The organism is Mesorhizobium sp. M0615 (assembly GCF_040320805.1).
Classification (GTDB): domain Bacteria; phylum Pseudomonadota; class Alphaproteobacteria; order Rhizobiales; family Rhizobiaceae; genus Mesorhizobium.
Genome location: NZ_JAMYQI010000010.1, coordinates 69,661 through 94,849, shown reverse-complemented (window position 1 = coordinate 94,849; position 25,189 = coordinate 69,661). Strand labels below are relative to the sequence as shown.

The following is a 25,189-nucleotide window of genomic DNA, read 5'->3' as shown; positions in this document are numbered from 1 at the left end:
TTTATATCGGAGACATGGGTAACACTTTTGGCCCGAAGGGGTTTTGGAGTGGTTCGAGCCTGCATGTCTCATCATCGAAGTAGCCCAAATCATAATCCATGAAGGAAGCCAGCCAGATATGGTCCTCGACCTGTTTGATGCCGACGGTCTGGCCGGCAAAGACGAGGCTGAGGTTGATCTTCTTGCGATTGTAGCAGATGCGGCCGCAGGTGGTGACGGTGACGGCCTTGTCGTGAAACGGATAATCGAGATCCGGCAGGCCGGCATAGATGCGCGGTGACGGCGTGTAGCGCTCGGCTGGACAGGCCATGTCGAGCGCCTGATGTGGGCGTTCTGAGTTGAACTCATTGATGAAGTCATCGAACCTGGCCTGCTGCTGCAGGAAATTGGCGCCAGCCGGTTTGGTGGTTTCCTTCTTGAGAGTCAGGTGCATGCGCTCATGGCGCCCGTTCTGCTGCGGACAGCCCGGCTGGATGCGCTCGATGTCGATGCCCAGGCGCAGCCACCAGACCGACAGTTTGCTGAGATTGAACAGCGCGTTTGGGCTGGCAAAGGGAACGCCGTTGTCGGTCCTGATGGCGCTGGGCAGGCCGAACTCTTTGAAAACGCTCTCGAACACCGTGAAGGCATAGGCTTCCTTGGTAGTCGACAACGCCTCGCAGGCGATGAGATAGCGGCTGGCGAAGTCGGTGATCGTCAGCGGGTAGCAATAGCGCCGATCGGCGAGCATGAACTCGCCTTTGTAGTCGGCACACCACAGATCGTTGGGCCGATAGCCGTTTGAAAGTGGTGTTCCCATCGCCCTGTTGCGCCTTCGCTTGCGGCGCTCGACCAGGCCATGGCGGTCGAGAACCGCATGCACCGTCGAGATCGCAGGCCGGTGAACGTCAGGATACAGCCGGGCCAACCGTTCGCGTATCTTTGGCGCACCCCAGGTCGGCTTGTCTTGCTTGAGGCGCACAATCAGCTTCTCGATTTGAAACGGAAGCTGATTGGCGTGGCGGTAGGGTCGGCGTGATCGATCCGTCAGCCCCTCAAGGCCACTGTCATTGTAGCGTGTGAGGATCTTGTAGCCGGTCTTGCGCGAGATATCGAACTCACGGCAAAGCACCGCCATCTTCTCGCCGTCCAGCAGCCGGGCAATGAACTTCAGCCGCTCTTCCATGACGTTACACTCCTTCCAAGGCACCTTGCTCTCCTTGCAAAGGGCCGAAAGTGTAACCCATGTCTCCGGAATGAACTGTCACCCATCTCTCGGGAAGGGCAGCCCTGCGGGCTTCGGGTGGCAGGCCACCCGGAACCGAATCTGGGCGTAGGAGTGTCGCCCGAAGCTACGAAGTAGCGTAGGGGGACCGGAACGAAGCAGGATGCCCTCCGAAGCTTCAGCGTAGAGGCTGCCGCTAGGCAACAAGGCCTTGCCTCATTTGGTTTACCTCTTCGATCGGGACTGGATGCCCGGTGAGGAAGCCCTGCATCAAATTTACCCCCAGGCGCTGCAGCAATATGTACTGCTCCTCCGTTTCGACGCCCTCGGCGAGCACGACATGGCCGAGATTGCGAAGCAGCCCGACCATGTCCCGCAACAGGCTCAAGCCACGAGACGTCTGGCAATCGTGGAGGAAGCTGCGATCGATCTTGACCACGTCGAATTTGAAGCGGCGGAGCCATGTCAAGCCGGCAAATCCCGTTCCGAAGTCGTCCAGCCAGATCCGAACGCCGAGTTTTCGCAGCCGCTCCACGTTTCTGACCGCTTGCGCCTCCAGAAAGATGTCACTGCCTTCGGTGATTTCGATGGCCAGTTTCTGGGGCGCAAGGCCGTGCCTGCCAAGGATTTCGGTGATCCGGAGTGAAAAGTTGGGAGCCTTGAGCTGAAGAACGGATACGTTCACCGTCACGACCGAGCCCAATCCGTATTCCGCCATGTCACCGCAGGCTCGATCGATCAGCCATGTACCCAGTTCCACGATCGCTCCGGTCTGCTCGGCAACGGGTATGAATACGGACGGACTGATCATGGTGCCGTCGAAGTCGCATACACGCATCAGACTCTCGTGCCCCAGCACGCGGCCCGACGCCAGCTCGCGAATTGGCTGGTAAGCGACAGAAACGAGCTGGTTGGAAACTGCCACCTTCAGCAGTTCTGAAAGATTTTCGCCGGAGCGATCCTGGCTGGTGGCGTGCGGGTCGTAAATCGTGAACGTAGCCCGACCGGCAAACTTGGACGCGTAGAGCGCGCGGTCAGCTTCCTGCAGCAGGATTCTAAGCTCTATGCTCTGATCGGCGCGCGTCAACGACGCCCCGGCACTGATCGTTACGATGTTGAGCTTGTCGCCCCGATCAGGGTGGTAGATATCCAAATCCTCTACAGCGCGACAGAATTTCTTCGTTATCTCATGAAGGTGAGCCCGCCCGGTGACCTTGCAGAGAATGACGAATTCTTCTCCGCCATAGCGGGCCGCGATGGCGTTGTTGGCAGCCGCCATCTCGGAAAGGACATGGGCGAGTTTGATCAGGCAATCGTCGCCGGCCTGATGACCAAGTCCGTCATTGAACCTTTTGAAGTAGTCGACGTCGATCAGAATGAGGCCTATCTCGTCGTCGTCCGCGGCCCAGTCTTCGCGCAGCTCCGAGAATTCTCGAATGATCGCCCTGCGGTTCTTCATTCCCGTGAGCGGATCGGTGTCGGCGATTTCAGTCAGCTTTTGCCCCTTCTTGATAGCAGCCTGCTCCTGGAATTGTGCCCGAAGCGCGTGCAGGAAAGTCTGGTACCGCTCCAGACTCAGCCGCCACGAAAGATAAAGCGACAAGACGAGGCAGTTCACGAAATAGGCCGACAACACGACCCGACCGGCGATGTCGGCCTGAAGGGAGAACATCGCGGCGTACACAAAGCTTGCGGCGACCGTCGCGGAGGCAAGGGCTGAAAGCCAAAAACGGAAGTTGAAGAACAGATTCGCACCCAGGATGAACACGGTGCCAAAAACCATGAAATGGGAGAGGGCATCCTGATGCTCTGTTCCAACAGCGGAGACGAGCCACCCAAGGGCACCGGAGACAATCGCCAGCGCTGCTACAAGGTGCAAGGTGGCAAGGGCAAAGCCCCGTCGGGCGACAAATTCGACAAGCGCCAGGGAAGTGATCCCTAGCGTAACGCGCGTCAAAACAAGCCGGCCGGCGACATCCGGAAAGAGAAACCAATCGAAAAGGCCATAGGCCACATAGCTGAATACAGCAGCCGCAATACCCCATCGCACAAGGCTGCGATTCTCATCGGCATCCTTCTGCAGGAACAGTGCCAGCAGTTCCGGATCGGCGGAATGCCACCGCGGACGTCCAATCGCTGCCGCCACCTTCTGGGCAACGTCCTCGCTCAGTTGCATCGCAACGCTCCTCCGCGATCTGCAGTAGCGAATGCAACAGCCGACGTCGCCTGCGGTTGGGGAATGAAGACGTCCCTGTCCGCAAGAAAAGTCAGATGTCGCTAACCGAGGGTAAACGGGCGGTTCGGATTTAGCCAGTTTGCAGGATTGATGGCCGTTCCGTTGATTAAAATTTTACTAAAATTTTATTAAAATTGTTAGCGTTGGTTAGCGGCGCACCTATGCTGCTGGCCGGGGACCGGGGCGGTAAACCGGAGAGTAAACGGCATGCCTATCAAGCCAAAACTGCAGCTCGACCAATACAGCCTGGTCACCACCAGGCTGATGACGAAACATGTTGCGACCTCCGAAGAGGCGGCTGACTCCGACGAGTTGAGGGACAGCACGGCCCAGCTCGCCCTGATACTGGACCTTGCTCATGAAGCCTTTGCGCGAAACAAACCGGCCGCCCCCGTCGTCCATCGTTTGGCGGGGCGACTCCACAAGCTCCGCCGGCAGGTTGCTCCCGCGGTCTGGCAGAAACTCGTTCCTTTGGCTCAGCAGCATCGGGTCGCGGAATATTTGCTCCAAGACCCGTTCACGCGGTGGTCGGTCGAAAAACCGCGCGGGTATTCGGGCGATGCAGGCCTGCTGGATATTTACTACAAGCATCCGATCGCCGACGAGATCGTGGCCTCGTCGACCTTACTTGGTCGGCAAATTTATGCGTACACCAGTGAAGCTGCCAGTTCGGTGGCGGGGCGCGAGCGGCGGGATATTCTGGCCAGGACCGTGGACGAGACGGCCAGCAGTGTGGAAAAGGCTGAGGTGCTGGCGATTGCCTGCGGCCACCTCAGGGAAGCCGAACGCTCCGATGCGTTGGCCAGGCATAAACTGCAACGTTGGATCGGCCTGGATCAGGACCCCGTCAGCGTAGCCACGGTGAACCACGACTTTGCCGGCACGGCAGTCGAGGCAGTCCAGGGTTCCGTACGCGGCATCCTGCGCCGCGCCTACGCCCTTGGCACATTCGATCTCGTCTACGCATCGGGGCTTTACGATTACCTGCCGCGTGCCATCGGCATCCGCCTGCTTCAAAGAGCCATGGAACTCGTCAAGCCCGGTGGCGAATTCCTGTTTGCCAATTTCAGCGACGAGATAACGACGGATGGTTACATGGAGACTTTCATGGATTGGCCGCTCATCCTACGTTCGGCCGACGATATGTGGGACATCATCAATGCCGCCCTCGGCGGGAGTCCTTTCGACGCGAAAGTCTACTATGGCTCGAACCGGAATATCGTTTACGGCAAGGTGAGGAAGGGCGATCTCTAACTAGGCGCGGGAATCGCGCGCGCATCCCCGTAACAAGGTAGGTCTGCCATGACGAGGCCATGCCTTCGCCGGCTTTCCGGCGACGGGCGAGCAGGTCGTCCGGGCTGCGGGCGGCCTACGCCGTGTTCGTTCTGCTTGCCGCCATACAGATGTGGCGGCGGTTCCAGCAGCACGACGGTGCTGCCCGCTCGGCGGGCTGCGTCTGGCCGTTTTGCTGGCACTGCCGCTGATCGCCAGGCTGTCGGTCGTGCAATGCAACGCGACTGGCCGGCCTGATCAGGCCTCGAAATAGCGGGCACGATCGAGATCGGCGATGAGCCCCGGCCCGGTCGGCTGCCATCCCAGCGCAGTGCGGGTCTGCTCACTTGACGCCGACAAGTCCCTGCCGATGAAATGGCCGAGAAAGCCGAAATGCGCAGCCGCGTCCTCGGGGCCTATGGAAACCACCGGCAGGCCGAGCCGGCGGCCGATGATCTCGGCGATCTCTTTGCTCGCCACGCCCTGTTCGGCAACCGCATGATAGCTGACGCCGCCCGCCCCCTTCTCCAGCGCCAGCCTGTACAGGGTGGCGGCGTCGAACCGGTGCACCGCCGCCCAGCAATTTGCGCCGTCGCCGACATAGGCCGAGACGCCCTTTTCACGCGCAATGGCAATCAGCATCGGCACGAAACCGTGATCGCCCTCGCCATGGACGGTCGGCGCCAGCCGCACCGTCGATGCGCGCACCCCGCGCGCTGCGAGCGCCACGGCCGTTGCTTCCGAAGCGCGCGGCATGGCGGCCGATGGAGGCGCGGGTTTGTCGTCTTCGGTTGCCGGCCTTCCCTGCGCAAAACCGGCGAGGCCGGAGGTGACAAGCAGCGGCCGCTCGGAACCCTCGAGCGCCGCGCCGAGCGTTTCGATGGCGCGCTGGTCAACTGCGCAACTGGCGGCGAATCTCGAAAAGTCGTGGTTGAAGGCCGTGTGGATGACGCCATCCGATTGGGTAGCGCCGCTGCGCAGGCTGTCGAAATCCTCGATATCGCCGCGATGCGCCTCGGCACCCGCGGCCACGATCGACTCCGCACCTGCTTCCGACCGCGCGAGGCCAAGCACCTGATGGCCCGCCCCGAGCAATTCCCGCACAACAGCCGAACCGACAAAACCGGTAGCCCCGGTAACGAACACACGCATGATGATTTCTCCTTGGTTTTTGTCGAACGCCGTACAGCCAGCCCGTTGCGAAGGAGATAGAAGTTTGAGATCATACGATCTATACTGTGAAATCCGAGATATCTTCGCAATCGTCCGAGAACGCTCATGGATCCGCTGTCAGACGTGCTGTCGCTACTGAAGCCGCGCAATTACCTGTCGGCTGGGCTGGAAACCGGTGGCGACTGGGCGATCCAGTTTCCTGACCAGCAGGCCGCCATCAAATGCGGCGCCGTGGTGTCCGGCCGATGCTGGCTGTCGGTCGAGGGCGTCCCTGACGCGGTGCGGCTGGACGTGGGCGACTGCTTCCTGTTGCCGCGCGGCCGGCCTTTCCGCCTTGCCAGCGATCTCGGCCTGCCGACGGTCGATGCGCGAACGATCTTTTCACCGGCGCGGACCGGCGGCATCACCGTCCATAATGGCGGCGGCGATTTCCTCCTGGTCAGCAGTCGCTTCACGCTGTCCGGCGACCATGCCGGCATCCTCTTGCGGATGCTGCCGCCCATCGTCCACATCCGCGGCGAGAGCGACCATTCGGCCCTTCGCTGGCCGGTGGAGCGGATGATGCAGGAATTGCGCCAGCGGCGTCCCGGCGGCTTTCTCATCGTCGAGCACCTCGCCCACATGATCCTGATCGAGGCCTTGCGCCTGCATATGACCGCGCAAGGCAATGTCGGCTGGCTGTTCGCACTCACCGACAGGCAGATCGGCGCGGCGATCGGCGCCATGCACGAGGACCCGGCGCATGGCTGGACATTGCAGCAACTGGCGGAGCGCGCCGGCATGTCGCGATCGACTTTTGCGCTCAGATTCAAGCAGACGGTCGGGGCCTCACCCCTGGATTATCTGACGCGCTGGCGCATGATGCTGGCCGGCGACAGGCTGATGCATTCCGGCGATCCGGTTTCCGTCATCGCGCTGGCGCTCGGCTACGAATCCGAAAGCGCCTTCAGCACGGCATTCAAGCGCGTCATGGGCTGTTCGCCGCGGCAGTACAGCCGCCGGGAGCCGGACCTGACTGCGCAGGCCGAACGCGAAGCCGCCTGAGGCGGCGATCCGAGCGCCTTGATTACCTTGCCCTTAGAGGCTGTAGCGCGAACGAAACTCGGTGAACGACATCGCCAGATTGTTCTCGTCCACATGGCCGGTGATTCCGTCCACACTGCGCGAGTCGAGTTGTAGCGGGCGAGCCAGAGCGGACAATTGCCGAAGCCGCTCGGATTTCCCAGCGCGCTTCGACCGCTGCGGCCCTTCTGCTCAAATCGATCCCTTGCTTGCTCCATGGCATGCGCTTGACAATCGACTGATTCGCAACCCTTCGGGGATATAAGTATTCCAGTTAACTTAGGGATAATCGGCAGGAGGAACTAGATTTCAGACGCTCAATTGGCACGAGCAAAATCGCGTTTTTCATGCTTTCAGAATGACTTGCTCGCGTGCTGGCGGTTAACCGGCACCAACTTCTCCGATTTCCTTGCCTCTACGGCTGGGTAGCGCAATAGGGTTAATTGCGCGATTGCTAATATGCCTATATCTTAGGCGGCGCGGGGGGCCTCATATCTTCCCGCAGTGGCCGGTGCGGTGAAGCCCCACAAGCATGCCCAACCTGCACCGGCCATTCCCTATGGCTGGGTATGGTGTTCCCGCTCGGCAATCTTTTCCAAGAGCTTCCGTGAAGCCTCTAGGACGCGTCGCGTTTCGGCGATGGTCGATTGCAGGGAGTCCAGTTGGCTCTCCGCTCGGAGCTGGCTACGGCGGGCGCTTTCAATGAACTGGTGGTCAGGTTCCCACCGGTCTTTCATCGGGCCTAGCCTCTCTACAGACGAACGAACTTGTCGAGATGCAGGCGTATCCGCTGGCCCTCAGCATAGGACAGCGCAAACGGTTCAATCACGAATGATCGGGTAATTTCCTGGTCTTCCTTGGCCACAGGAACGGACCATCCGCCGCCGGCTTCGACCACTTCCACGCAAGGCAATGCTTTGCGGATTGGACCCACGTTTCCACCACAGCCTCTATACGAAAAGCAATGGTAACCTCGAGTTTTATACTCCCGTCGAAAGCGGGTTTTCAACAACAAAGATGGTCTGAATCATACCATTCGGGTCAGCGGATAGCGGCTGCCGAGGTAGCGTCTCCAAGGCCGAGAAAACCGCCATCCGCGCGCAACAGCGGGTTTCCATAGTCACGGCTACATCCGAAGAATCGACCGCATAGATTCAGGAATGTGTGTTGTCGTCACGGTTCCATACAATTTAGAAGGCCATTCCCCTACGGCAGGGTAGCGCCAAAATGAAAGGATAAGCGGGCGGGCAAGTTGAAGGCGTACTGATGCCGGATCGGGCTTTGGTCCAGCAAAACCCTTTCAGCCTGGCGTCTCGGAAAGGTGCGCGGCAATGGCGCTCACAAAAGCCTTGCCGAACTCCTTGAGCTTGGCCGCACCGACGCCATTCACCCCGGCGAAATCGTCGAGGTCTTGCGGACGACGCTCGGCCATGTCGATCAGTGTACGATCCGAAAACACCACATAGGCCGGCACCTGGCGTTCCTGGGCCAGACGCAGCCGCAGTGTCTTCAGCGTCGCGAGCAGCGACGCATCGACATTTTCGCTCTGAGGGCTCTGCCCGGCACGAGCCGCGCGGCGCGCGGCGCGCGTGCGCATCTCGATCCGGTACTGGAACGGCACCTCGCCACGGCCGAGCGCATGACCTTTTTCTGCAATGGCCAAGCCGCCATGACCGGCCGGGTCCGGCATCAGGAAACCGTTCGCGACCAGCTGGCGAATCAGCGATTGCCAAAAATCCTTTCTGTGCGCGGCGCCATTGCCGAAGGCTGTCAGCCTGTGATGCCCCCTTGCCGTGATCTTTTCAGTCTCGTGGCCGATCAGGATGTCGATGACATGGCCGGCGCCGAAGCGCTCGCCGCTCTGCGCGACCGCCGCCAGGATGAGGCGCGCCTCGGCGGTGCCGTCGGTGCGCGGCGCCTGTTCCAGGCAATTGTCGCAATTGCCGCAAGGGACCGCCTCTTCACCGAAATAACCGAGCAGCACCTGGCGGCGGCACTCGGCCGTCTCGCAATAGCCGATCAGCGTATCGAGCCGGCCATGCGAGCGGCGCTTGTGCTCGACAGCGGCGTCCTCGTCGTCGATGAACATGCGGCGCATGCGGATATCGCCGAGGCCGTAAAGCATATGCGCCTCAGCCGCCCGCCCGTCACGACCGGCGCGGCCGATTTCCTGGTAATAGGCTTCGAGGCTGCCCGGCAGGTCGGTGTGGAAGACATAGGCGACGTCGGGTTTGTCGATGCCCATGCCGAAGGCGATGGTCGCCACCATGACGACGCCCGACAGCGTCATGAAGGCGTTTTGATTCGCATCGCGCGCCTCCTTGCTCATCCCGGCGTGATAGGCGAGCGCGGTCACGCCGTTCTTTTCGAGAAACGCCGCCATCTCTTCGGTCTTCTTGCGCGACAGGCAATAGACGATGCCGCTGCGTCCCTGATGGCGCCCGATGAAATTGAGCAACTGCCGCTTGCTGTCCTGCTTGGGCTCGATGGCGAGCTTGATGTTGGGACGGTCGAAGCCGAGCACCTGCGTTTCCACGCGGCCGCCAAACAGCCGCGTCTCGATGTCAGCCCGCGTCGTCTCGTCCGCCGTTGCCGTCACCGCAATGATCGGTACATCGGGAAAGATGCCACGCAACTGCGACAGGTCTTCATATTCGCGCCGGAACGCCGGCCCCCATTGCGAAATGCAATGCGCCTCGTCGATGGCGATCAGGCTGACATCGAGCCTGGCAAGCGCATCCAGCATCCGCTCGGTCATCAGCCGTTCCGGCGCGAGATAGAGCAGCCGCGTCTGGCCCGACGCGACGCGGCGCCATGCCGCGACATTGGCATCACGGTCGATCGAGGAATTGATCGTATCGGCGGCGACGCCGGCGAGGCGCAGTGCCGCGACCTGATCCTGCATCAGCGCCACCAGCGGCGAAACGACAATGGTCAGCCCGCCCTTGACCAGCGCCGGAACCTGGTAGCACAGCGATTTGCCGGCACCCGTCGGCATGACCGCCAGCACGTGGCGGCCGCCAAGCAGTGCCTCCATCACTGCGGCCTGTCCGGGACGGAAATCGTCGAAACCGAACACGTCCTTGAGGACACGTCGTTTGGGATCGTGCGTCGGTACGCTCGTCGTCGATATCTGCATCACTGATGTTTTCGATCGGCCGCCCGAAGCAGCGGCGTGGACAGAACGATTAGCGCAGCCCCTGCGTGACCACAACAAGCAGCAGCAACACCCCACCGGCGATCGACCTGGTTGGCATCGTTAAACCTATCTTCACCATGTTGCGGCACCGTCCAACCCTGCGGCGATGTTTCGAGTACCGCTGCGCCACGAGCGCACAGGCAACAGCCCGCGCCTCCCCAGGAGGCGCGGGTTTCCTGTTTCTGGAATTGCCGAAAAGGTTCAGGCCAGGAAATCGGCGCGGTGCGGGGTAAAGCTGTCGACCAGGCGCCCGGCCTCCAGCGCCTTGACGCCGTGCACCAGATTGGACGGCACGATGAAGCTGCCGCCGGTCTCGATGGTCGCGGTGCGGCCGTCGATGGTCACCTCGAAGCGACCTTCGGCGACATAGCTGGCCTGGACATGCGGGTGCGAATGCAGCGCGCCGACGCCGCCCTTGTCGAAGCCGAACTCGACCATCATCAGCTCATCCGTGTGCAGGAGAACGCGCCGCCTGTTGCCGTCCGGCGTCGGCGTCCACGCGCTCTCGCCGGGTTGGGCAAAAATCTTATGCTCGATCATGACTGTTTCCTCATCGCGCCAGCCAGCCGCCATCCACCGGGATCACGGCGCCGTGCATATAGTCGGAGGCGGGGGCCAGCAGGAAGACAGCGGCATCGCCTATGTCTTCCGGTCCGCCCCAGCGCCCGGCCGGGATGCGCGCCAATATAGCGGCGCTGCGGTCGGGATCGGCGCGCAACGCCTCGGTGTTGTTGGTTTCGATATAGCCGGGCGCAATGGCGTTGACGTTGATGCCTTTTGCCGCCCATTCGCAGGCCAGCAGCCGGGTTATGCCGAGCGCGCCATGTTTCGACGCGGTGTAGGACGCGACACGAATACCGCCCTGGAAACTCAGCACCGAGGCGATGTTGACGATCTTGCCGCGCTGGCCGGAATCGGCCAGCACGCGCCTGGCAAAACCCTGGCTGAGGAAGAACAGCGTCTTCAGATTGATGTCGATGACGTCGTCCCAATCGGCCTCGGAGAAATCGACCGCATCGGCGCGGCGGATGATGCCGGCGTTGTTGACCAGCCCGTCGATCGGGCCGGTCTTCTCCCACACCTGGTCGAGCATGGCCTTGGCGGCAACATGATCGGCGAGATCGCACCGCACAGTCTCGAACTGGCCGCCGGCTTCCGCGACTTGTCTTTCCGTGTCGTCCATCACAGAGCGGCCGACACCGATGACGATGCCGCCGGCGCGCGCGATCGAGACCGCGATGCCCTGGCCGATGCCGGTGTTTGCGCCGGTGACCAGGACGCGCTTGCCGGCCAGGCTGAAGGAGGAATGGCCGCTCAACGCAGTTCGCCCAGCGGCACCGGGTCGACATCGGTGTAGTCGACATTGTCGCCGGCCATCGCCCAGACGAAGGCGTAGTTCGAGGTGCCGACCCCGGAATGGATCGACCAACCCGGCGACAGCACTGCCTCCTCATTGGCCATGACGATGTGGCGGGTTTCGTCCGGCTCGCCCATGAAATGGAAGACGCGCGCCGTCTCCGGCAGGTCGAAATAGAGATAGGCCTCCATGCGCCGGTCATGCACATGGCAAGGCATGGTGTTCCACACCGAGCCCGGCGCCAGTAGGGTCATACCGGCCACCAGTTGGCAGGTCTTGACGCCATCGGCATGGATGAACTGGAAGATGGAGCGTTCGTTGCAGGTTTCCTTGCTGCCGAGATCGAGGCGCTTGGCATCGCCAATGCGGATCAGCCGGTTGGGATGGGTGTGATGCGCAGGCGCGCTGAGCAGATAGAACTTGGCCAGTGCGCCCTCATCGGCCGATGCGAACGAAACGTCGGTGCTGCCCATGCCGAGATAGAGCATGTCGCGCGCCTGCAACTGGTGGGTCTCGCCATTTGCCGTCACCGAGCCGGCGCCGCCGATATTGACGATGATCAGTTCGCGGCGGTCGAGAAAATTCTTGGTGCCCGTCGGCTTGATCGCTTCCAGCGGCAGCGGCGCTGCCGCCGGCACGGCGCCGCCGACGATCATGCGGTCATAGTGGGTGTAGGTCAGGCTGACGCGTCCCGGCTGGAACAGGTCGTCAATATGGAAGTTGTGACGCAGCTCGTCGGTTCCCATGGACGCCGCGGCGACCGGGCCGATGGCGAAACGCGAGGTGAATTCGGTATGCGGGTGACTTTGAGTCATTGCTGCTCCAGCTGAATGAATGGCTATTTGGTTGCCGACGCCTTGACCGAGTCGGCGTAGTAGACCTGGCGGGCGTGCAGCCGCTCGCGGTAGCGCTCTTGGCTGGCGGTGAGATGGGTGCGCATCGCCTCGCGCGCGGCTTCGGCGTCGCCTGACGTGATCGCATTCAGGATCACCAGATGCTCGCGCTGCAGCCCGCGCTGATAGCTGTCGGATTGCACAAGTTCCGTCGACCAGGGCGAGGTCACGTCGCAAGGAATGGCGCGGCGGCCCAGCACATCGAGCATCTCGACATAGAACGGGTTGTTGGTGGCGCTGGCGATCGCACGGTGGAACGCGAGATCGGCCGGGCCGGTCGGCTCGCTGTTGAGCAGCAGCCGTTCGAACTCGAAGAAGGCTTCCTGGATCGCCGCTTCCTGCGCGGCGTTGCGGCGAATGGCGGCGAGCCCGGCCGATTCGATTTCGACGGCCAGGCGCACTTCGAGCACATTGAGCGCGATGGAATCCTTGCTGCCCATGTCGGCGGCGAGCGCGCCGAACATCGTTGAGATGTGCTCGGTGACGAACACGCCGGCGCCCTGGCGCGCCTCGACCAGCCCGTCGGCGGCGAGCTTGGCCAGCGCTTCGCGGATGACTGTGCGGCTGACGCCGAAGGTCTCGGTCAGTTGTCCTTCGGTCGGCAATTTGTAGCCGGGCAGGATCTCGCCCGCCTGCAGCTGCTTGCGGATCGCAGCGACGACGGTCTCCGACAGTTTGGGTTTTCTCTCGACCCTGAGATCAACAGCCCTATCCGATGCCATATCGCACCCCTGTTTGAAGACGTCTATTTGAAGACGCCCTATTTGAACACGCTCGGCAACCAGAGCGAAATCGCCGGAATATAGGTGACCAGCCCCAGGACCACGATGCCCGCGCCATAGAACGGCCAGATCGAGCGCATCGCTTCCCAGACCGTAATCTTGCCGACGGCACAGGCGACGAACTGCACCGTGCCGACCGGTGGCGTGTTGAGCCCAATGCCGAGATTGAGGATGGTGATGACGCCGAAATGCACGGGGTCGACGCCGTAATGGGTGACCAGCGGCAGGAAGATCGGCGTGCAGATGATGATCATCGGCCCCATGTCCATGAAGGTGCCGAGCAGCAGCATCAAGACGTTGAGCAGAAGCAGCACCACCAGCGGATCGGTGGAGATGGCGTTCATGCCTGCTATCAGCAGCACCGGCACTTTTAGATAGGCCATCAGCCAGCTGAACGAGGCCGCCGTGCCGATGATCAGCAGCACCATCGAGGTCGTGCGCACCGCGCCCTTTGTGGCATGGACGAAATCGCCCCAGGCCATCGACCGGTAGACGAAGACGGTGACCAGCAAGGCGTAGATGATGGCGATGCAGGAGCTTTCAGTCGCCGTGAAAACGCCCGAGCGAACGCCGCCGAAGATGATACCGATAAGCAGAAGTCCGGGGATGGCGATGACCGCCAACTGGCCGACACGCGAGAAGCCGGGAAAGGCCTCGACCGGGTAGCCTCGGCTGCGGGCGACGAAATAGGCGGTGACCATCAGCGAAGCGGCGAACAGCAGACCGGGCAGGATGCCGGCGGTGAACAGGTCGGCGATCGAAATCTTGCCGCCGCCGGCGATCGAATAGATGATCATGTTCTGCGACGGCGGCAGAAGCAGCGCGATCAGCGCCGCCATCGAGGTCACGTTAACGGCGTAGTCGGCGCCGTAGCCGCGCGCTTTCATCTGCGGGATCATCAGCCCGCCGACGGCAGCGGCTTCCGCCACCGCCGAGCCGGAAATGCCGCCGAACAACGTCGCGGCGATGATGTTGACCTGACCGAGCCCACCGCGGACATGACCGACCAGCGAGCCGGCAAAGGAAACGATGCGCTGCGCGATGCCGCCGCGCACCATCAGATCGCCCGCAAAGATGAAGAACGGGATCGCCATCAGTGAGAACGCCGACATGCCCGACTTCAATTGCTGGAACACCACCAGGGGCGGCAGGCCGAGATAAAGCACGGTGGCGAAGGACGCCGCACCCAGGCAAAAGGCGATCGGCGTGCCGGCAAACATCAAAAGCGTGAAGACGCCAAACAGGATCCAGAGTTCCATCTAGGCCTCCTGCACGGCCGGCATTTCCGGCACTTCATCGAGATTGATATCCTTGTCGATGTCGGCGCCGGACCAGCGCAGCACAATGCGTTCGGCCGAGAACAGGCAGATCAGAAAGCCGCCGGCGACCAGCGGCAGATAGTCGAAACCGCCGGGAAGCTCGAGCGCCGGGATGATGGTCCGCCAGGTCAGCCCGACCAGCTTGCAGCCGTACCAGACCATGCCGAAGCCGAAGCCGAACGCGATCAGGTCGGACAGGGTGCGCAGCGCCCATTTGCTGCCCTTGGGCAGGATATAGAGCAGCACGTCGAAGCCCATATGGTAATTCTCGCGCACGCCGACGGCAGCGCCCAGGAAGATGAACCAGTTCATCAGCATGATGGCGGTGACTTCGGTCCAGCTCGGTGACGCGTTGAGCACGAAGCGGGAAAACACCTGGTAGGCAACAAGCGCGGTCATGGCGACCATCCCGATGCCCGCGAGATAGAGCGCACCGTCGCAAATCTTCGAAAGCACCGCGCTGAAGCGCGGTGGCGCTCCGCTCCTGGCCGTTCCCGCAGTCATCCGATCCTCCCGGTCTTTCCGTCCCCTAAAAGCGATTGGCGGGGCGGCGCCATGCCGCCCCGCCAGAAAAATCACTTGGTCGCCTGGATGCGCGTCGCGAGGTCCTTGAGCTCCGGCGTCTTCAGATACTTGTCGTAGACCGGCTTCATCGCATCGATCAGCGGCTGCTTGTCGATCTCGCTGACCTTGACGCCGGCCTTCTCGACGATCTCTCGCGACTTCTTCTCCTGCGCGTCCCACAATTCGCGCATCTTGACGACGCTATCCTTGGCCGCCTGCTTGACGATCGCCTGGTCTTCCGGCGTCAGTCTGTCCCAGCTCGATTTCGATATCACCAGCACTTCCGGCACGATCTGGTGCTGGTCGACGGTATAGTGCTTGGCGACTTCGTAGTGCTTGGCGGATTCGAAGCTGGGCCAGTTGTTCTCGGCGCCGTCGATGACACCGGTTTCGAGCGCCGAATAGACCTCGCCATACGCCATCGGCGTGGCATTTGCGCCAAGCGCGTTGACCATATCGACGAACACGTCGGACTGGATGACGCGGAACTTCATGCCTTTCAGATCGGCGATCGAGGTGATGTCCTTCTTGGTGTTGTAGAAGGAACGCGCGCCGGAATCGTAGAAGGCAAGGCCGACCAGATCATGCGTCTCGAAGGCCTTGAGGATCTCGTCGCCGATCGGCCCGTCCATGACATGGCGCATGTGCTCGACCGAACGGAACATATAGGGCAGCGACGGCACCGCGGTTTCCGGCACGATGCCGTTGAACGGACCCATCGAGACGCGGTTCAGATCGATGACACCGGTCTGCGTCTGCTCGATCGTGTCCTTTTCCTCGCCGAGCTGCGCCGAATGATAGACCTCGACCGAATAGCGGCCGGCGGTGCGCTCCTTGATGAGCTCGCCGAGATATTTGACCGCCTCGACAGTCGGATACCCGTCCGGATGGGTGTCGGCCGAGCGCAGTACGGTCTGGGCGCCGGCAACGCCGATCATCAGCGAGCCGAAGGCGAATGTGGCTGCCACCAGTTTTGAAAAATGCAACATGACTGTCTTCCTCCCTTTTAAAATTCCACGCGCCCGGCTCACAGCCGGTACGCTTTCTTGGCAAGCGTGTAGGCAAGCTCCCGCGCCAGCTCATGCGCCTCGTCCTCACGCAGCCGGTGCTCGGCGACGAGACGGGCGAGAAAGGCGCAGTCAACCCGGCGCGCCACATCGTGGCGGGCGGGTATGGATGGAAAGGCGCGGGTGTCGTCGTTGAAACCGACAGTGTTGTAGAAGCCGGCGGTCTCGGTGGTCATCTCGCGGAACCGGCGCATGCCTTCCGGGCTGTCATGGAACCACCAGGCAGGCCCGAGCTTCAGCGCCGGATAGACGCCGGCAAGCGGCGCCAGTTCACGCGCGTAGCTGGTCTCGTCGAGCGTGAACAGGATGATGGAGAGGTCGCGCTCCAGCCCGACGCAGTCGAGCAAGGGTTTGAGCGCCGCGGCATAGTCGGTGCGGGTCGGAATATCGAAGCCTTTGTCGCGGCCGAATTTTTGGAAAACACCAGGCGAGTGATTGCGCCAGGAGCCGGGATGGATCTGCATGACCAGCCCGTCGTCGCGGCTCATCTTGGCCATTTCGGTCAGCATCTGGGCGCGAAACAGTTTGCGCTCGCGCTCGTCGTCCGAGCCGCGGCGGATGCGGTTGAACAGCTCTTCCGCCGCCGCATCGGAAAGATTGGCGGCCTCGGCCGTCGGATGGCCGTGATCCGACGAGGTTGCGCCGAAACTTTTGAAGAAGGCGCGGCGCTGGCGATGCGCGTCGAGATAGCCGACCCATGTGCCGGTGTCGCAGCCGGCGATCTCGCCCAGGCGATCGAGATTGGCAGAAAATCCTTCGAAGTCGGGATCGACGACGGCATCCGGCCTGTAGGCAGTGACGACGCGGCCCTGCCAGCCGCTGTCGCGGATCGTCTTGTGCCATTGGAGATCGTCGAGTGCGCCCTCGGTCGTCGCGATGACCTCGATGTTGAAGCGTTCGAACAGCGCGCGTGGACGATAATCGTCGCGCTGCAGCAGGGCGGCGATGGTGTCGTAGTGGCGGTCGGCGGTGTCGGCGTTGAGCGGCTCTTCGATGCCGAACAGATGCTCGAGCACATGGTCGAGCCACAACCGCGTCGGCGTGCCGCGGAAGAGGTAATAGTGCTCGGCGAAGCGCCGCCAGATCGCCCTGGGATCGGTCTCGACCGGCGAGCCGTCGAGGGTCGGGACGCCGAGATCTTCCAGCCGCACGCCCTGGCTGAACAGCATACGGAAAATGTAGTGGTCGGGCACCACCAGCAATTGCGCGGGATCGGGGAATGGCTCGTTGAGCGCATACCAACGCGGATCGGTGTGGCCGTGCGGGCTGATGATCGGCAGGTCCTTGATGCCGGCATGGAGATCGCGCGCGATCGACAGCGCGCGCCCTTCGGCGGCAAAAAGCAGATCCGGATCGGTCAGTCCCGCCACGTCGTTCCTCCCAGGGGCGATATCGGTAGGACTGGAAAGAAATAATGTCAACATACAAAAACTGGGTTGTTGTATGATGACTTTTAACCGGCGTCAGGTCATTGTGCGGCGGAAGAGCGGATGTTACGCCGCTAGCAGATCCCGCCCCGCACACCATCCAGCGACAAGCCGCGCCATGACCAGCAGACGCCTTTCCAACGCAACAGTGCAATCCTTGCCGGCCTCGGTCGCGGTCCCCCCCTATGATCGCGCCAGTGTCGCCCCAGGCATCGTCCATCTCGGCGTTGGAGCCTTCCACCGTGCCCATCAGGCCGCCTATGTCGATGACTGCCTAGCGGCCGGCGAGACCGGCTGGGGCATTGTCGGCGTCTCGCTGCGCAGCCCCGACACGCGCGATGCGCTGACGCCACAGGACGGGCTCTACACGCTGGCGGTGCGCGGCAGCGATGGCGAAGCGCTGCACATTATCGGCTCGATCCAGTCGATGCTGGTCGCGCCGGAAGACCCCGGCGCGGTGCTGGCCGCGCTGACCGACCCGCGCACCCGCATCGTCACCCTGACCATCACCGAAAAGGCCTATCTCAGGGCCGCCGACGGCAGCCTCGACGAAAACCATCCCGATATCGTCCACGATCTGGGCAATCCCGGATCTCCCAGGACAGCGCATGGATTCCTGGCGGAAGCGCTGGTGCGACGCCGGGCCGCCGGCACGCCGCCCTTCACCGTGCTTTGCTGCGACAACCTGCCGGCCAATGGCGCCACGCTGCACCGGCTGCTGGTCGGGTTTGCAAAACTGCGCGATGCCGGCGCTGCTGCTTCAGGCGACGCTGCCCTCGCCGGTCATATAGCCGATGACGTTGCATTCCCATCGAGCATGGTCGACCGCATCGTGCCGGCAACCACCGATGCCGACCGGGCGCGCATCGCGGTCGAACTCGGCCTCGAGGACGCTTGGCCGGTGATGACCGAACCGTTCCGGCAATGGGTGATCGAAAACAGGTTTCCAGCCGGCCGCCCGGCCTGGGAGAAATTCGGCGTCACCATGGTCGAGGATGTCCGGCCGTTCGAGGACATGAAGCTTCGGCTGCTCAACGGCGCCCATTCGGGCATCGCCTATATCGGCCTGCTCAGCGGCCACGTCACCGTCGACCGCGCCTTCGCGGATCCCGCGATCCGCGCGTTCGTCGACCGGCTCTGGGCCGAGGCCATCCCGACATTGCCTGGGGATGCCGGGCTCGACACGTCAGCCTATACGGCCGAACTTGCCGAACGTTTCTCCAACACCGCGCTGGCCCACCGCACCGCGCAGATCGCCAATGACGGCAGCCAGAAATTGCCGCAGCGCATTGTCGCTACCGCCATCGAGTGCATCCAGGCCGGCCTGGTCCCGGAGCATCTGACGCTGGTGATCGCCGCCTGGATCGCCGCCTGCGAGGCGCGCGGCAAGGACCTGCCGGAAGCCCACTTTACCGATCCGCTCGACGCGGCACTGGCGGCGCTCGGAGCGCAGCCGACGCTGGAACGGGTGGTGACGGTGTTTGACCTCGCCGGCTTCGCCAGCGGCAGCCCCGACCGCCAGACGCTGATCGAACTGGTTGCCGCTCATCGCGAGCATATCCTGCAAGGCGGGGTGGCGCTCGCGCTCGCGGCACTGGGTATACCGGGAAAGACCAGGTGACCTGATGTCGCCCGGATACAAAAAGCCGGGCTTAAGCCCGGCCTGTTTCATACCTTTGCCCGACCATGACCCCTCGGATCACGTCCAGTCATTCTGCGGCTTACGCCGGCAGCAGCGCGCCTTCGAGCGTGGTAAGCTGGCTAAGGAACTGCTCCGCCTTGCTGCGGCTCTGGTCGTCCTTGGCGTCGGCGGCGTCTTCCTTGGCTTCCTGGATGCGGCGGGCGAGATCGGCGCGGTCGATATCGCCGACGGCGACCGCCGATTCGGCGAGCAGCGTGCAGCCGGCAGGGACGATGTCGGCAAAGCCGCCGAACACCACATAGCGCTCTTCCTTGCCGCCGGCGGTCTTCAGCGTGACGACTCCCGGCTTGATCGTGGTCATGACTGGCGCATGGTGCGCCATGACTGTCATTTCACCTTCGGCGCCTGGAATGACGACGGACTCGACCTGCTCGGAAACCAGGAGGCGCTCCGGCGAGACCAGTTCGAACTTGAAAGCTTCAGCCATGTCAATTTAGTGAGTAGGGAATAGTGAGTAGGGAGTAGGGAGAGGACAGCTGTCCTGATCACCCGGCTGCTATTCACTACTGACTACTGACTACTCCCTATTGCCTTGATTACGCTGCTTCAGCCGCCAGGCGCTGAGCCTTCTCGACCGCTTCGTCGATGCCGCCGACCATGTAGAAGGCGGCTTCCGGCAGGTGATCGTAGTCGCCGTTGCAGAGGCCCTTGAAGCCCTTGATTGTGTCGGCGAGGTCGACCAGCTTGCCCGGCGCACCCGTAAACACTTCGGCGACGAAGAACGGCTGCGACAGGAAGCGCTCGATCTTGCGGGCGCGGGCCACCGTCTGCTTGTCCTCTTCCGACAGCTCATCCATGCCAAGGATGGCGATAATGTCCTGCAGCGACTTATAGCGCTGGAGGATCGACTGCACCTGGCGGGCGACGGCATAGTGCTCCTCGCCGACGACCAGTGGATCGAGCATGCGCGAGGTCGAGTCGAGCGGATCGACGGCGGGGTAGATGCCCTTTTCCGAGATCGCGCGGTTGAGCACGGTCGTCGCGTCCAGGTGGGCGAACGAGGTCGCAGGCGCCGGGTCGGTCAAATCGTCGGCCGGCACGTAGATCGCCTGCACCGAAGTGATCGAACCCTTGGTCGTTGTGGTGATGCGTTCCTGCAGCGCACCCATGTCGGTGGCCAGCGTTGGCTGGTAACCCACGGCCGAAGGAATACGGCCGAGCAGCGCCGACACTTCAGAACCGGCCTGCGTGAAGCGGAAGATGTTGTCGACGAAGAACAGTACGTCCTGGCCCTGGTCGCGGAAATATTCGGCGACCGTCAGGCCGGTCAGGCCGACGCGGGCACGCGCGCCCGGCGGCTCGTTCATCTGGCCATAGACCAGTGCCGCCTTGGAGCCTTCGCCGCCGCCCTTCTTGTTGACGCCGGACTCGATGAACTCGTGATAAAGATCGTTGCCCTCGCGGGTGCGCTCGCCGACGCCGGCGAAGACCGAGAAGCCGCCATGCGCCTTGGCGACGTTGTTGATCAGCTCCTGGATCAGAACCGTCTTGCCGACGCCGGCGCCGCCGAACAGGCCGATCTTGCCTCCGCGGGCGTAGGGCGCCAGAAGGTCGAGCACCTTGATGCCGGTGATCAGGATCTGCGCTTCCGTCGACTGTTCGACATAGGTAGGCGCCGGCTGGTGGATGGCGCGCATCTCGATGCCGTCGACCGGGCCTTCTTCGTCGACCGGCTCGCCGATGACGTTGATGATGCGGCCGAGCATGCCCGGGCCGACCGGAACGGTGATCGGCGCGCCGGTGTCATAGACGTCCTGGCCGCGAACCAGGCCTTCGGTGGAATCCATGGCGATACAGCGCACGGTGTTTTCGCCCAGATGCTGGGCAACTTCGAGCACCAGGCGGTTGCCGACATTGGAGGTTTCGATGGCGTTCAAAATGGCCGGCAGATGATCGCCGAACTGCACGTCGACGACGGCGCCGATGACCTGGCGAACCTTGCCGATGGCGCCGGTCTTCTTGACGGCAACGCTCGTCGTCTTCACTGCCGGGGCCGCGGCCTTGGCGGGCGCGGCCGCCTTCTTGGCCGGAGCGGCCTTCGCCGCTGCTGCCGGAGCCTTTGCGGCCGCCTTGGGGGCCGTCTTCGCGGGGGTCGCTGCTTTCGCCATCGTCTTTACCCTTCTCGTCCTTTGTTTCTCACGCTCCATCAGAAGGTCGATGACCTCCTGGCGGTCGCGCCTAGAGCGCTTCGGCGCCCGAAATGATTTCGATCAGTTCCTTGGTGATCTGCGCCTGCCGCTGGCGGTTATAGGTGATCGACAGTTTGTTGATCATGTCGCCGGCATTGCGCGTTGCATTGTCCATGGCGCTCATTTTGGCGCCCATCTCGCCGGCTGCGTTTTCGAGCAGCGCGCGGAAGACCTGGACCGAGATGTTGCGCGGAATGAGGTCGGTGAGGATCTCGCCCGGCTCCGGCTCGTATTCGTAGACGGCATTGCCACCGGCGGTCGCTTCGGCGGGAGCGGAAGCCACGCCGGCAGGAATGATCTGCTGCGCGGTCGGAATCTGGCTGATCACCGACTTGAACTGCGAATAAAACAGCGTGCAGATATCGAAGCCGCCTTCGCCGAACAGATGGATGATCTTACGGGCGATCGCATCGGCATTGACGAAGCCGAGCTTCTTGACATCGCGCAGGTCGACGCGGTCGATAATCAGCGAGGCATAGTCTCGGCGCAGAATGTCGAAACCCTTCTTGCCGACGCAGATGATCTTGACCTGCTTGCCGTCGGCCAGAAGCCGGCGGATATGGTCGCGGGCCAGACGTGCGATCTGCGAGTTGAAGCCGCCGCACAGGCCGCGCTCGGCGGTGCAGACGACGAGCAGATGCACATCGTCCTTGCCGGTGCCGGTCATCAGCGCCGGGGCATCGCCGCCGCCGCCGATCGCCTGCGTGATATTGGCCAGCACCGCACCCATCCGCTCGGAATAGGGACGCGCCGCCTCCGCTGCTTCCTGCGCGCGGCGCAGCTTCGCCGCGGCGACCATCTGCATCGCCTTGGTGATCTTCTGCGTCGCCTTGACCGAGGCGATACGGTTACGAAGGTCTTTTAATGAAGGCATGCTTCAAACCTGATCCCGAGCGTCCGGCTTCTTCTCAAGCGAAGGTCTTGGCGAAGGCGTCGATCTCGGCCTTCAGCTTGGCGCGCAGATCGTCCGACAGCGCCTTTTCCTTGCGGATGCCGTCCAGCACGTCCTTGCCGGCCGAGCGCATATGGCTGAGCAGGCCGTGCTCGAACTTGCCGACCTGGTTCAGCGCCAGCTTGTCGAGATAGCCGTTGACGCCGGCGAAGATCACCGTGACCTGCTCCTCGACCTTGAGGGGCGAGAACTGCGGCTGCTTCAACAGTTCGGTCAGGCGCGAGCCGCGGTTGAGCAGGCGCTGCGTGGCGGCGTCGAGATCGGAGCCGAACTGCGCGAACGCAGCCATTTCGCGGTACTGCGCGAGCTCGCCCTTGATCGAGCCGGCGACCTGCTTCATCGCCTTGATTTGCGCCGACGAACCGACGCGCGACACCGACAGGCCGACGTTGACCGCCGGACGGATGCCCTGGAAGAACAGGTTGGTTTCGAGGAAGATCTGGCCGTCGGTGATCGAGATCACGTTGGTCGGGATGTAGGCCGACACGTCGTTGGCCTGCGTCTCGATGATCGGCAGCGCGGTCAGCGAACCGCCACCCAGATCGTCGTTGAGCTTGGCGGCGCGCTCGAGCAGGCGCGAATGCAGGTAGAACACGTCGCCCGGATAGGCTTCGCGACCCGGCGGGCGGCGCAGCAAGAGCGACATCTGGCGATAGGCGACGGCCTGCTTCGACAGATCGTCATAGCTGATCAGCGCATGCATGCCGTTGTCGCGGAAATATTCGCCCATGGTGGCGCCGGTGAACGGCGCCAGGAACTGCATCGGCGCCGGATCGGAAGCGGTGGCGGCGACGATGATCGAATATTCAAGCGCGCCGCGCTCTTCGAGAACCTTCACGAACTGCGCGACCGTCGAGCGCTTCTGCCCGATGGCGACGTAGACGCAGTAGAGCTTTTCCTTTTCTGGCCCGTTGTCGTGCACGGCCTTCTGGTTGAGCATCGTGTCGAGGATGATCGCGGTCTTGCCGGTCTGGCGATCGCCGATGACCAGCTCGCGCTGGCCGCGGCCAACCGGGATCAGCGCATCGATGGCCTTGAGGCCGGTCGACATCGGCTCGTTGACCGACTTGCGCGGGATGATGCCTGGCGCCTTGACGTCGACGCGTTTGCGTTCGGTCGCCTTGATCGGGCCCTTGCCGTCGATCGGATTCCCGAGCGCGTCGACGACGCGGCCGAGCAGGCCCATGCCGACAGGCGTATCGACGATGGCGCCGGTGCGTTTGACGATGTCGCCTTCCTTGATGTCGCGGTCGGCGCCGAAGATGACGACGCCGACATTGTCGGCTTCGAGGTTGAGCGCCATGCCGCGGATGCCGCCGGGGAATTCGACCATTTCGCCGGCCTGGACATTGTCGAGGCCGTAGACGCGAGCGATACCGTCACCGACGGACAGCACCTGGCCGACTTCGGAGACCTCGGCCTCCTTGCCGAAATTCTTGATCTGGTCTTTGAGAATTGCGGAAATTTCCGCGGCGCGGATGTCCATCAGCCGACCTCTTTCAGTGCAAGCTTGAGCGAATTGAGTTTGGTTTTGAGCGACGTATCGATCTGGCGCGAGCCCATCTTGACCACCAGCCCGCCGAGCAGCGACGGATCGACGGTAACAGTGATGGCCACGTCCTTGCCGGCGACGCCTTTCAGCGCGGCCTTGAGTTCGGTCTGCTGGGCAGCCGTCAGTTCATGCGCCGAAGTGACCTCGGCTGATGTCTCACCGCGCTGTTCGGCGGCGATCTTGCGAAAAGCCTTGATCATGCCGGGCACCGCGAAGAGCCGGCGGTTGCGGGAGACGACGCGCAGGAAATTGCCGGTCAGGCCGGTGATGCCGGCTTTGTCGGCGATCGACGCGATTGCCTTGGCCTGGTCCTCGCTGGAGAACACCGGGCTGTTGATGAGGCGCGTCAGGTCGGCGCTGTCATCCAGCATCCTGGCGAAACTGTTGAGGTCGGCCTCGACCTTGGCCACCGAATTCGACTGCCGCGCAAGTTCGAACAGCGAACCCGCGTAGCGTTCTGCGACACCCGAGATTGGCGATGACGATTGAGCCACGGACCGTCTTTTCTCTTGTCTGAGGGGCCGCAGATTGTTGGCGCGAGCAAAAACTCTGGCTAAATCTTTGACCTTACTAAGTTTTTCCAAGCACGGAGGCGCGGCTTCCGCTATCCCCGGCCGAAAGTCGATTGCCGTCTAGCACAGGCATTTTAAGACCGCAATGCGTCGTTCCGCATGCTTTTCGGGCACTATTGTCGCATCCGGCCGTAGAGTTCAACCGAAGCCTTTGGATTGGCTGCCGATTCAGGGCAGAAAGCCGAAGACGAAGGCGAGCGGCAACGCGGCCAGGACGAGTTCGACGACGATCGACGCCCAGTTGAAAGGCGTGTTGGCGCCGTCCGACATCATCGACAGCAAACGGCCAAAAGCGGTGAACAGCCAGGAAAAGCCGAGTGCCATATAGAGCCACGGCTGCGCCAACAGAATGCAGCACAGGCTGACGCCGAGATAGAAGCCCGACATCCGGCCGCGCCCTTCCGCGATTGCCGCTGCCCTTTCGGGCCGGACCTGCAGCCGCAGAATCCGAAATGCCAGCCCTGGCGCGAGGAAAAACAGCAGACCGAGCGCCAAGGTGACGACGGCGCTGGACCAAGCCAGCCATTCGCCCTGGCTGGTCGGCCACGGAAACGCAAATTCCATCTTGCTTTCATCCCCTCACAGCAATGCCGGATGTATTGAATGTCGCTGCAAAAAGAAGTCAAGCGCGCGGCAGTTTTGGCACGCAATTCGTGAAGGAGCGGAA

At 62.5% G+C, this 25,189-nt stretch carries 22 protein-coding genes; 3 read left to right on the top strand and 19 right to left on the bottom strand.

The features are described 5' to 3' along the window. Position 1 precedes the first annotated feature (1 nt). Entirely contained in the window at positions 2–1,189 is a 1,188-nt protein-coding gene (locus NKI46_RS18895) for a helix-turn-helix domain-containing protein (RefSeq protein WP_023727784.1), read from the bottom strand. A 211-nt stretch (positions 1,190–1,400) separates the two neighbouring features. Then, on the bottom strand, positions 1,401–3,380 hold the full coding sequence (locus NKI46_RS18890) for a putative bifunctional diguanylate cyclase/phosphodiesterase (protein ID WP_352747378.1): 1,980 nt from the start codon (positions 3,378–3,380) through the stop codon (positions 1,401–1,403). Positions 3,381–3,647: 267 nt separating this feature from the next. Here NKI46_RS18890 and NKI46_RS18885 point away from each other — a divergent pair, with 267 nt between their 5' ends. Continuing rightward, the gene (locus tag NKI46_RS18885; RefSeq protein WP_023835233.1) at positions 3,648–4,694 is read left to right on the top strand and encodes a class I SAM-dependent methyltransferase; all 1,047 of its coding nucleotides are present in this window, start codon (positions 3,648–3,650) and stop codon (positions 4,692–4,694) included. Positions 4,695–4,970: 276 nt separating this feature from the next. Here NKI46_RS18885 and NKI46_RS18880 read toward each other — a convergent pair whose 3' ends face one another. After that, positions 4,971–5,864: an SDR family oxidoreductase gene (locus tag NKI46_RS18880; RefSeq protein WP_023693169.1), complete on the bottom strand. Its 894-nt coding sequence runs from the start codon at positions 5,862–5,864 to the stop codon at positions 4,971–4,973. Between the two features lie 126 nt (positions 5,865–5,990). On the opposite strand from NKI46_RS18880, the gene NKI46_RS18875 reads away from it, so the two are divergent. Beyond that, entirely contained in the window at positions 5,991–6,929 is a 939-nt protein-coding gene (locus tag NKI46_RS18875) for an AraC family transcriptional regulator (RefSeq protein WP_023693170.1), read from the top strand. A gap of 769 nt (positions 6,930–7,698) precedes the next feature. On the opposite strand, the gene NKI46_RS18870 is transcribed toward NKI46_RS18875, so the two are convergent. The 10 genes from NKI46_RS18870 to uxaC form a co-directional block, all read right to left on the bottom strand. After that, the gene (locus NKI46_RS18870; protein WP_023668683.1) at positions 7,699–7,851 is read right to left on the bottom strand and encodes a hypothetical protein; all 153 of its coding nucleotides are present in this window, start codon (positions 7,849–7,851) and stop codon (positions 7,699–7,701) included. 396 nt (positions 7,852–8,247) lie between these two features. Beyond that, entirely contained in the window at positions 8,248–10,086 is a 1,839-nt protein-coding gene (gene recQ, locus NKI46_RS18865) for a DNA helicase RecQ (RefSeq protein WP_352747564.1), read from the bottom strand. Positions 10,087–10,347: 261 nt separating this feature from the next. After that, entirely contained in the window at positions 10,348–10,686 is a 339-nt protein-coding gene (locus NKI46_RS18860) for a cupin domain-containing protein (protein ID WP_031204750.1), read from the bottom strand. Positions 10,687–10,696: 10 nt separating this feature from the next. Then, a complete protein-coding gene (gene kduD, locus NKI46_RS18855; RefSeq protein WP_352747373.1) occupies positions 10,697–11,464 on the bottom strand; it encodes a 2-dehydro-3-deoxy-D-gluconate 5-dehydrogenase KduD in 768 nt (255 codons plus the stop codon). Then, entirely contained in the window at positions 11,461–12,318 is an 858-nt protein-coding gene (gene kduI / locus NKI46_RS18850; protein WP_352747370.1) for a 5-dehydro-4-deoxy-D-glucuronate isomerase, read from the bottom strand. Before kduI ends, kduD begins: the two co-directional genes overlap by 4 nt. A gap of 23 nt (positions 12,319–12,341) precedes the next feature. Further along, a complete protein-coding gene (locus tag NKI46_RS18845; RefSeq protein WP_352741750.1) occupies positions 12,342–13,118 on the bottom strand; it encodes a FadR/GntR family transcriptional regulator in 777 nt (258 codons plus the stop codon). A 38-nt stretch (positions 13,119–13,156) separates the two neighbouring features. Further along, complete coding sequence (locus tag NKI46_RS18840; RefSeq protein ID WP_023668679.1) at positions 13,157–14,437, bottom strand: TRAP transporter large permease; 1,281 nt, start codon at positions 14,435–14,437, stop codon at positions 13,157–13,159. Next, complete coding sequence (locus NKI46_RS18835; protein WP_502896821.1) at positions 14,438–15,001, bottom strand: TRAP transporter small permease; 564 nt, start codon at positions 14,999–15,001, stop codon at positions 14,438–14,440. Between the two features lie 71 nt (positions 15,002–15,072). Then, the gene (locus tag NKI46_RS18830) at positions 15,073–16,050 is read right to left on the bottom strand and encodes a TRAP transporter substrate-binding protein (protein ID WP_352747367.1); all 978 of its coding nucleotides are present in this window, start codon (positions 16,048–16,050) and stop codon (positions 15,073–15,075) included. A 38-nt stretch (positions 16,051–16,088) separates the two neighbouring features. After that, entirely contained in the window at positions 16,089–17,498 is a 1,410-nt protein-coding gene (gene uxaC / locus NKI46_RS18825) for a glucuronate isomerase (RefSeq protein ID WP_352747364.1), read from the bottom strand. Positions 17,499–17,673: 175 nt separating this feature from the next. Between uxaC and NKI46_RS18820 the strand changes: the two genes are divergently transcribed. Beyond that, the gene (locus tag NKI46_RS18820) at positions 17,674–19,176 is read left to right on the top strand and encodes a mannitol dehydrogenase family protein (protein WP_352747361.1); all 1,503 of its coding nucleotides are present in this window, start codon (positions 17,674–17,676) and stop codon (positions 19,174–19,176) included. A 100-nt stretch (positions 19,177–19,276) separates the two neighbouring features. On the opposite strand, the gene NKI46_RS18815 is transcribed toward NKI46_RS18820, so the two are convergent. From NKI46_RS18815 to NKI46_RS18790, 6 genes are all read right to left on the bottom strand, one after another. Beyond that, positions 19,277–19,684, bottom strand: a complete 408-nt coding sequence (locus tag NKI46_RS18815) for a F0F1 ATP synthase subunit epsilon (RefSeq protein ID WP_023668674.1) — start codon at positions 19,682–19,684, stop codon at positions 19,277–19,279. A gap of 109 nt (positions 19,685–19,793) precedes the next feature. Next, positions 19,794–21,365, bottom strand: a complete 1,572-nt coding sequence (atpD, locus tag NKI46_RS18810) for a F0F1 ATP synthase subunit beta (protein ID WP_023698224.1) — start codon at positions 21,363–21,365, stop codon at positions 19,794–19,796. A 70-nt stretch (positions 21,366–21,435) separates the two neighbouring features. Beyond that, positions 21,436–22,320 (bottom strand): F0F1 ATP synthase subunit gamma, encoded by an 885-nt coding sequence (locus NKI46_RS18805; protein ID WP_023668672.1) that lies wholly within the window; start codon positions 22,318–22,320, stop codon positions 21,436–21,438. A gap of 34 nt (positions 22,321–22,354) precedes the next feature. Beyond that, positions 22,355–23,884, bottom strand: a complete 1,530-nt coding sequence (atpA, locus tag NKI46_RS18800) for a F0F1 ATP synthase subunit alpha (RefSeq protein ID WP_023684101.1) — start codon at positions 23,882–23,884, stop codon at positions 22,355–22,357. Next, the gene (locus tag NKI46_RS18795) at positions 23,884–24,444 is read right to left on the bottom strand and encodes a F0F1 ATP synthase subunit delta (RefSeq protein ID WP_352747358.1); all 561 of its coding nucleotides are present in this window, start codon (positions 24,442–24,444) and stop codon (positions 23,884–23,886) included. The genes atpA and NKI46_RS18795 overlap by 1 nt, the downstream gene beginning before the upstream one ends. Before the next feature lie 246 nt (positions 24,445–24,690). Next, positions 24,691–25,086: an AGROH133_08824 family phage infection protein gene (locus tag NKI46_RS18790; protein ID WP_023684099.1), complete on the bottom strand. Its 396-nt coding sequence runs from the start codon at positions 25,084–25,086 to the stop codon at positions 24,691–24,693. Positions 25,087–25,189 lie beyond the last annotated feature (103 nt).

Coding starts and splice junctions, on each gene's coding strand:
- NKI46_RS18890 (WP_352747378.1), bottom strand. CDS start 3,380: ATGCAACTGAGCGAGGACGTTGCCCAGAAGGTGGCGGCAGCGATTGGA.
- NKI46_RS18885 (WP_023835233.1), top strand. CDS start 3,648: ATGCCTATCAAGCCAAAACTGCAGCTCGACCAATACAGCCTGGTCACC.
- NKI46_RS18880 (WP_023693169.1), bottom strand. CDS start 5,864: ATGCGTGTGTTCGTTACCGGGGCTACCGGTTTTGTCGGTTCGGCTGTT.
- NKI46_RS18875 (WP_023693170.1), top strand. CDS start 5,991: ATGGATCCGCTGTCAGACGTGCTGTCGCTACTGAAGCCGCGCAATTAC.
- recQ (WP_352747564.1), bottom strand. CDS start 10,086: ATGCAGATATCGACGACGAGCGTACCGACGCACGATCCCAAACGACGT.
- NKI46_RS18860 (WP_031204750.1), bottom strand. CDS start 10,686: ATGATCGAGCATAAGATTTTTGCCCAACCCGGCGAGAGCGCGTGGACG.
- kduI (WP_352747370.1), bottom strand. CDS start 12,318: ATGACTCAAAGTCACCCGCATACCGAATTCACCTCGCGTTTCGCCATC.
- NKI46_RS18845 (WP_352741750.1), bottom strand. CDS start 13,118: ATGGCATCGGATAGGGCTGTTGATCTCAGGGTCGAGAGAAAACCCAAA.
- NKI46_RS18840 (WP_023668679.1), bottom strand. CDS start 14,437: ATGGAACTCTGGATCCTGTTTGGCGTCTTCACGCTTTTGATGTTTGCC.
- NKI46_RS18835 (WP_502896821.1), bottom strand. CDS start 15,001: ATGACTGCGGGAACGGCCAGGAGCGGAGCGCCACCGCGCTTCAGCGCG.
- NKI46_RS18830 (WP_352747367.1), bottom strand. CDS start 16,050: ATGTTGCATTTTTCAAAACTGGTGGCAGCCACATTCGCCTTCGGCTCG.
- NKI46_RS18820 (WP_352747361.1), top strand. CDS start 17,674: ATGACCAGCAGACGCCTTTCCAACGCAACAGTGCAATCCTTGCCGGCC.
- NKI46_RS18815 (WP_023668674.1), bottom strand. CDS start 19,684: ATGGCTGAAGCTTTCAAGTTCGAACTGGTCTCGCCGGAGCGCCTCCTG.
- atpD (WP_023698224.1), bottom strand. CDS start 21,365: ATGGCGAAAGCAGCGACCCCCGCGAAGACGGCCCCCAAGGCGGCCGCA.
- NKI46_RS18805 (WP_023668672.1), bottom strand. CDS start 22,320: ATGCCTTCATTAAAAGACCTTCGTAACCGTATCGCCTCGGTCAAGGCG.
- atpA (WP_023684101.1), bottom strand. CDS start 23,884: ATGGACATCCGCGCCGCGGAAATTTCCGCAATTCTCAAAGACCAGATC.
- NKI46_RS18790 (WP_023684099.1), bottom strand. CDS start 25,086: ATGGAATTTGCGTTTCCGTGGCCGACCAGCCAGGGCGAATGGCTGGCT.